At 61.3% G+C, this 7,485-nt stretch carries 7 protein-coding genes; 5 read left to right on the plus strand and 2 right to left on the minus strand.

What is annotated here, in order from left to right; translation table 11 throughout:
* The first annotated feature begins 1 nt into the window (after position 1).
* From AWB74_RS16845 to AWB74_RS16860, 4 genes are all read left to right on the plus strand, one after another.
* Entirely contained in the window at positions 2-679 is a 678-nt protein-coding gene (locus AWB74_RS16845) for a beta/alpha barrel domain-containing protein (protein WP_087039051.1), read from the plus strand.
* A 456-nt stretch (positions 680-1,135) separates the two neighbouring features.
* Positions 1,136-1,870: a cupin domain-containing protein gene (locus AWB74_RS16850; protein ID WP_061147869.1), complete on the plus strand. Its 735-nt coding sequence runs from the start codon at positions 1,136-1,138 to the stop codon at positions 1,868-1,870.
* A 2-nt stretch (positions 1,871-1,872) separates the two neighbouring features.
* Positions 1,873-3,198, plus strand: coding sequence for an NAD(P)/FAD-dependent oxidoreductase (locus tag AWB74_RS16855; RefSeq protein WP_061147870.1), 1,326 nt, complete (start codon positions 1,873-1,875; stop codon positions 3,196-3,198).
* A 146-nt stretch (positions 3,199-3,344) separates the two neighbouring features.
* Positions 3,345-3,593, plus strand: coding sequence for a hypothetical protein (locus AWB74_RS16860; RefSeq protein ID WP_061147871.1), 249 nt, complete (start codon positions 3,345-3,347; stop codon positions 3,591-3,593).
* 879 nt (positions 3,594-4,472) lie between these two features.
* Here the strand turns inward: AWB74_RS16860 and AWB74_RS16865 are convergent.
* Positions 4,473-5,642, minus strand: coding sequence for an IS91 family transposase (locus AWB74_RS16865; protein ID WP_061147872.1), 1,170 nt, complete (start codon positions 5,640-5,642; stop codon positions 4,473-4,475).
* A gap of 21 nt (positions 5,643-5,663) precedes the next feature.
* Entirely contained in the window at positions 5,664-6,395 is a 732-nt protein-coding gene (locus tag AWB74_RS16870; RefSeq protein WP_235024601.1) for a tyrosine-type recombinase/integrase, read from the minus strand.
* On the opposite strand from AWB74_RS16870, the gene istA reads away from it, so the two are divergent.
* The coding region (gene istA / locus AWB74_RS16875; RefSeq protein ID WP_235024602.1) for an IS21 family transposase at positions 6,360-7,485 on the plus strand (1,126 nt) is incomplete at its 3' end. The genes AWB74_RS16870 and istA overlap by 36 nt on opposite strands.

Here is a 7,485-nt window from a genome sequence, read left to right on the forward strand (position 1 = left end):
TGTGTCCCACTTCATCCTTATGTTGACCGAAAATGACGCGACCGTCGCTGACGCGCTTGCAAGCTACGAGAACCTGCGTGACAGTCCCGTCCGCTATGTCGGCTTCAAGGACGTCGGCTTACCCATCTCAGCCTTGAAGCAGCTTGCGCAGCGTATACGTGCCGATGGCCGCAAGGTCATGCTGGAAGTCGTGGCAACAAACCGCGAGGCGGAACTGGAATCGGTCAGGGCCGCGCTTGAGATCGGCGTTGACTATCTACTCGGAGGCCGCCATGCTCAAGACGCGTTGCCGCTGCTGCGCGGCTCGACGCTCCAATATTTTCCATTCGTGGGCCGCACCGTTGGCCATCCGACAGTGCTTGAAGGGACGATGAATGAAATCGTCGAGGACGCGCGCCGCATCGCGTCAATGCCGGGTGTGCACGGAATTGACCTCCTTGCATATCGCTTTGCCGGCGAGGCCGATCCGGCTGAACTGACGAAGCGTGTTGTCGAGGCAGTCAGCGTACCCGTGATCGCCGCGGGCAGCATCGATCGCGAAACGCGTGTGAAGGCAATGATCAATGCGAACACCTGGGGCTTCACTGTCGGCAGTGCGCTGTTTCAAGAAGCCTTCGTCGACCGACGTCTGTCCGCCCAGATCGATACGATATTCAAAATTGAAGGCGTTTCTGCATGATGCGCGATGAGGCCGCGAGCTATGCGCCTTTACGGACAATCTGACTTACCGTCATCTGGCGGGCCGCGACGCCGACGGTCACTGCGATAGCCAAGCGGGCATTCGCGCGCGCGTCGGCGTTGCCGCCTCGTGCATAAGCGATAGTCCCCGATATGAATCGTAGTCCTACACGCGAGTCTGACGATACGACGATTTTTCTATTCGTCCTTTTTTTGATCGCCATCGCTTCATTTCACAACGCAGGAACTGCCGCGAATGCCCACAAAAACGTGAGACTTGCTCTATGTGCCAATCAATTCGGCGTAGTTGCATAGCCACTCCTGCTTCCGCTTCAGGCCGCTTTCTTTCATTAAACCGCATTTAACCCTTGCTTGTTGGACGGTTAATCACTTGGAGCGGCTCGCGCCGCATAATTGCATGCACGAACCATCATCCGATCAATCCATAGGAGCAAAAGTGACCGTAGCATTCGTATTGCACCGTGCCGAAGACCCGCCTTCTTCGACCTCCTTCCGCAGGGGAGCGTTCGGCAAGAACGATCCATTCGCGCAACATCGGGAGATCGCCTGGGAAGGACCGGAGTCGATTGCCGCGGGTCGCATCAGTTTCATCGGCGAGCTCGACGTAGCTAGCTTTCCCCACATCGAAACCATCGTCGTCATAGAAGGCGCGCTTACGCTAGACGCGCCAGGGATGGCGCCGCTTGTGCTAAATGCGCAAGAGGGCGCGGTGATTGGCCGCGGTACTGCCCTTCGCGTTAGGGCCGCATCGCGCACGCTTTTCGTGTTCTGCGCCGCCGCTTGCAAGGGGCCGACGAAGAGCGGCCTCGTCCCGTTGCGCGCCGACGCCGACTTCAAGCCGTCCGCATCGCTACCGGCGGACGTGCTGCTCGGCCCGGCTCCCGAATGTCGCAGCGACAGCGTCTTTACCGATGACGGCGCAGAGTATCGTGCGGGTACGTGGGATTCGACGCCCTACCACCGGATTATTCGCCCTCATCGCTTGAACGAGTTTATGTATCTTCTGGCGGGCAGCGTGAGGTTCGCCGCGCCTGACGGCAGCGTGCTGTCGCTCGGCGCCGGCGACGCACTCTTCGTGCCCCAGGGTGCGCCGATCGGATGGGAAAGCAGTGATCGCGTCGCGAAGTTTTACGTTACGCAAACCGTCCAGGCTCCAAACGAACGAGATTGATCATGTCCCCTCCGCTGCGTCACATTCAGACATCACCCACGCTGCCTGCCGTCGCCGACGTGGTCGTGATTGGAGGCGGCATCATCGGCGTCTTTGCCGCCTACTATCTAGCCCAGCGCGGCGTTTCGGTCGCCCTGGTAGAGAAGGGAAGGATCGGTGCCGAGCAGTCGAGCCGCAATTGGGGCTGGTGCCGGCAGCAAAACCGGGATGCCCGCGAATTGCCGATAGCTAGCAAAAGCCTTGATCTTTGGGAACGATTTGCCATTGAGTCCGGCGAAGACACGGGCTTTCGCCGCTGCGGGCTGTTGTATCTGAGCAATGACGACGCCGAGTTGTCCCGTTGGTCGAGTTGGGGCGATTTTGCAAAGACCGCAGGAGTGACAACCTACACGCTCGATAGCCGGCAAGCTGCCGAACGAGGGCGCGCGACTGGCCGGTCTTGGAAAGGCGGTGTCTTCTCGCCCAGCGACGGCACCGCCGATCCCGGGAAGGCGGCGCCAGCCGTGGCAACTGCACTCATGAAGCTCGGGGGCAACGTCACTCAACACTGCGCGGCTCGTGGCATCGAGCTGGAGGGCGGGCGCGTCTGCGGCGTCGTCACGGAAGCCGGGGTCATCAAGACCAGGACGGTTGTACTCGCAGGTGGCGCGTGGGCGTCCGCATTCTGCCGCCAGCTCGGGATCCGCTTTCCCCAAGCCTCGATCCGCCAATCCATTCTCAGTGTGTCCCCTGTCGAATCTCGCTTGCCGGATGCTCTGTTCACCTCCGGCGTGTCCATTACGCGCCGGAACGACGGGCGCTACGCACTGGCCATCAGCGGGCGCGCGCGAGTAGACGTGACGCCACAGTTCCTGCGTTTCGCCCCGTATTTCGTGCCAATGTTCGCCAAGCGCTGGCGCAGCCTGCTTCCTGGCGGCCTGGAAGGCGTTCGTGGTGGTCATGAGACACTCAAGCGCTGGCGGCTCGATGCGCCGACACCGATGGAGCGAATGCGCATCTTGGATCCGAAGCCTGATCTGCCTACCGTCAAGGAAACGCACCGGCGCGCCGTCGAACTGCTGCCGGAACTTCGCGAAGCTCGGATCACACACGCCTGGGCTGGCTTCGTGGACAGCACGCCCGACGGCGTTCCGGGTATTGGCGAAGTGCCGGGCGTGCCCGGATTGATCTTGGCTGCGGGCTTTTCCGGACACGGTTTTGGCATCGGGCCCGGCGCTGGGCACTTGATCGCAGATCTCGCTACCGGCGCGGAGCCGATCGTGGACCCTATGCCGTATCGGCCCGGCCGATTCGTCCACGCCGCATGGGGCAAGGTCGCTGACTTTTAGAGAGCACCCGGACGCTACCATGAATGCGGCGCCCTCCGGCCAAGAAGGTCCGCGCCAAGACTTTTGAATGTATGTTGCTCGCCCGTCCGATTGGACACGATGGGGAGTGTTCGCAGCATCGTTCAATCGGACATCTCGGAGGGCATATGGCTGCGGGCATCACATCACTACGTTTTCAAGTCGAAAGGCTGGTCGGTTCAACGCGCGACGATACGATGCGCGTGCGCTTCATTGAACGCGCGCGCATCGGTAGCACACGCCGTTTGTGCCTTCGGATCGACTGGCCACAAGGCTCATTGCCACTATTTTTCTTTCTCCATGCTGATGGCACATGGCATCTGTTCCCGCCGGAACAGAGCCGTCCGGAGATGGGCGTCATCCACAAGGCCACTTAATGTCAGTGACCTGCACGAGTTTTAGTCCGACCGCAGTTAGATTTCGAGCTTAAACACTGCTGAGTTGTTTCAGGCGCTCATGCGCTCGTGGAAGCGCCCGCTGGACTCTCGATGTAGACGTTCCCCACGGGCTTGCCGGCCGGACGAAAGACAGCGATACATTTCCTGAGCCGTCTAAGTTTCGGAAGCCAGTTGGCACCTACGACCTGTCGCGGTGCCTCTAAATTGAAGCAGGGTAGCGCGCAGGGGGCACGCTTCTCCGCTGACCCACTTCGCTATCAGCATGGGAGAAGCACCTTCCGGTGCGCCTGATTGGACGCCGGCGCGGTTGCACGTGTTGCACATGGCATCGGTTTGTCGAACCGGCTCAAGAACCCTGCTATTAAGATAACTCCCCGTCTCTTAATAGTTCGATTTCGTACAACAACTTGACGCTTCGCAGCGGGGCGCCCTGCTCGCCTTGTTGACCAGCCTTTGTTGCCTGCGTTGGGGCCGAATTACTGTTGATCTTAAGGTTTGTTCGATCTTAAGGTTTGTTCGACGCCTGCCCATGTCCGCCTGCCCGCAAGCGCAAGACAGCGTATGGGGGCAGGCGTTGGACAAACCTGAAGGGAGGAAACCGCGGAGTGCTCCGCTGCAATAGGAGTTTTCGGGTCTATGGCGATTGATAGTCCAGGAGAACCTGCGGAGCTACGGGATGCGCGGTCCAGCGGTGTGCTGAGTGAACGCTAATGATGTGCCGACGGGGTGCAGTCGTGCAATCGTGACGTCGGATCGAAGGTGTGAGGGAATGCGGGGAGCGAGAGGCGCGACCGTCCGCTCGTGGGCCGCGTTGCCGCAAAGCCGACGATGGGGTTGCTCGTCCTGGAACAGCTGCGTTCATGTCTCGCCCCGACGCGTGGGTGGTGCGCGAATCGGTGCGGTGCACGCAAGGATTTCGATGACGATCATCGGTGCGCCGCAGTGCCGGCAGATGAAGGCGGGTCGCGTTTCGATGACGGTTTCGTGGGGTGATGGGTCGACTCCGGGCGTGACGTGCAGCAGTTCACGCACCTTCGCGAGACTGACGCGGCGCACCGGGTTGGCAAGCAATCCGTAGTGACGGATACGATGGAAGCCGCTGGGCAACACATGGAGCAGGAAGCGGCGCATGAACTCGCCGGTTTCGAGAGTCATGGTCTTGTAGCGAGTGCGTCCCGTTGCACGGTAGTCCTTCCAGCGGAAGGTGACGCCGTGTTCATCGAATGCGAGCAGGCGCTGGTTGGAGATAGCCACGCGGTGCGTATAACGCGATAGATACGCCAGCACCGCTTCGGGTCCAGCAAAGGGGCGCTTTGCGTAGACGACCCATTCGCAGGCACGCAGCGGCGCAAGCCAGGCGTCAAAGACAGCTGGGTCGGCCAGTTCAGCGTACTGGCTGAAGAACTGCAGGTGGCCATGCCGGTGTGCGTCCGTGAGCGCTTCGAGGAAGCGCCTCCGGAACAGGCGCGAGAGCACACGCACCGGCAGGAAGAAGCCGGGCCGGCAGGCGATCCACCGCTGACCATCGGGCGACAACCCACCGCCGGGGACGATACCGTGCACGTGCGGATGATGCGTGAGCGCCGAGCCCCAGGTATGCAGCACGAGCGTGGCGCCGATGTTGGCACCCAGATGCCTCGGATCAGCGGCGATGGTGCGTAGCGTCTCGGCGGCGATATCGAACAGCAGCCCGTAGATGATGGCCTTGTTGTACCAGGCGATGGCGCTGATGGGCGCAGGCAGCGTGAAAACGACGTGGTAGTACTCCACCGGCAGCAGGTCGGCCTGACGCGCGTCGAGCCAGCGGCGCGCGGCGCTCGCCTGGCACTTTGTGCAATGGCGGTTACGACATGAGTTGAAGGCGACTTCGATCTTTGCGCAACCTGAACAGCGCAGCACATGCCCGCCCAGCGCCGCAGTGCGGCACTGTTCGATGGCCGACATGACCTTCAACTGCCCCAGGCTGAGCGACACCGTGCGTCGCCATACCGGACCTTGGGCGCGGAAGATGTCCGCGACTTCGAGCATGAGCTACTAAACTGCGCCGCGTTACTTGGAAGGCAGACGCTCCAGCGGACTGATGACTTGGCGCAGCAGGTCGGTGGCGACCTGCACGTAAAGCGCGGTGGTCTCGAGCTGCTTGTGGCCAAGAAGCACCTGGATTACGCGAATATCCACCTTCTCTTCGAGCAGGTGCGTCGCGAAACTGTGTCTCAGGGTGTGCGGAGTTACGCGCTTGTCGATCTGCGCGGCCTCGGCGGCGGCGTGAACGGCACGGTTCAGTTGCCGCGTGTTGAGCGGATCGACGGGATCCATCCCGGGAAACAGCCAGCCGCCATCGAGCATGCTGCCTTGGGCACGGGCAACGCGCCACCAGACTCGCAGGCGTTCGAGCAGAACCGGCGAGAGCATCGCATAGCGGTCGCGACGACCCTTGCCCTGCTCGATGCGCAGCGTCATGCGCTGGCTGTCGATATCGCTGACCTTGAGTGCCACCACTTCGCTCGCGCGCAATCCGGCGCCGTAGGCGACTGACAGTGCGGTCTGGTGCTTCAGGTTGCCGGCTGCTGCGATCAGCCGCCGCTGGGCAGCGACAATTGTTTTGGCCGGTCGTTGACGATCGTTTTGGCCGGTGGTGAGGAGTCGAAGGCGGCGCAGCCGCCGTAGACGATGAGCCACCGGCGGCGCCAGGTCGACGGGCTTTAGGATGGGCTGATCGAAGCTTGAAGAAGAAGCGGTCAGCTCATGTCTGGAACCCGCATTACCGACCAACAGGTTCATCTCTATATGAACAAGCGCAAACAGCACTCTCAGGAAGTCGCGGCCGCCAAGACCGGTATCAGCGTGCGTACGGCGCGCCGCATCGAACGTGACGCCACCTTGCCTTCTCAGAAACCACGGCAAACATGGCGGACCCGAGCTGATCCCTTCGTCGACGTATGGGAGAGCGAAGTCGTACCGCTGCTGCGCAACGCGCCCCACCTGATGGGCATCACGATCCTGCGCAAGCTGCAGGACGATCACCCGGATTGCTATCCCGATAGCATGCGCCGCACGCTGGAGCGGCGTATTCGCCAGTGGCGGGCGCTTGAAGGGCCTACGCAGGAGGTGTTCTTCCCCCAGGAGCATCAGCCCGGTGTGCGCGGACTGTCAGACTTCACCGATATGAGCAAGCTTTGCGTGACGATCGGCGGTGCCCCATTCGGTCATCGGCTGTATCACTTCGTACTGGCGTTCTCGCGCTGGGAATACGCGAACGTTGTTGAGGGTGGCGAGAGTTTCGAGGCCCTCGCATCGGGATTGCAGAACGCGCTGTGGCAGGCCGGCGGCTGCCCGCGCGAACATCGCTCTGACAGCCTGTCGGCTGCCTTCAAGAATCTGACAGAGCAGGAGGACTTCACGAAACGTTACTCAGCGCTGCTCGACCATTACGGCATGGAGGGCACGCGCAACAATCGAGGCCTGGGTCACGAGAACGGCAGCGTGGAGTCATCGCATCGGTATCTGAAGGAAGCGGTCGACCAGGCCTTGATGCTTCGCGGTCATCGCGACTTCGCTGACCGGGCCGCCTACGATGAATTTATCCGTGAGGTGGTGATGCGCCGAAACCGGCGCAACGCTGCGGCGTTTCGTATTGAGCGCGCACAGTTGCAGGATTTGCCCGTACGTCGCGCTACTGACTTCGTCGAGGAAGAAGCACTCGTGACCCGCTGCAGCACATTCACCGTGCGCGGCATCCTGTACAGCGCACCGTCGCGCCTGATCGGCCATAGGCTAAAGGTGCGGATCTATGGGGGACTGTCCAAATTTTTGTGTGCAAGGCGGATGAAGCTTCCAGTCAGGACACTCATCGTGATCCTAGAAGCTGGGC

Source organism: Caballeronia arvi (assembly GCF_001544695.2).
GTDB lineage: Bacteria > Pseudomonadota > Gammaproteobacteria > Burkholderiales > Burkholderiaceae > Caballeronia > Caballeronia arvi.

Excerpts from the sequence above, each read along its gene's own strand:
- AWB74_RS16855 (WP_061147870.1), top strand. The coding sequence starts at position 1,873 with ATGTCCCCTCCGCTGCGTCACATTCAGACATCACCCACGCTGCCTGCC.
- AWB74_RS16860 (WP_061147871.1), top strand. The coding sequence starts at position 3,345 with ATGGCTGCGGGCATCACATCACTACGTTTTCAAGTCGAAAGGCTGGTC.
- AWB74_RS16865 (WP_061147872.1), bottom strand. The coding sequence starts at position 5,642 with ATGCTCGAAGTCGCGGACATCTTCCGCGCCCAAGGTCCGGTATGGCGA.
- AWB74_RS16870 (WP_235024601.1), bottom strand. The coding sequence starts at position 6,395 with ATGAACCTGTTGGTCGGTAATGCGGGTTCCAGACATGAGCTGACCGCT.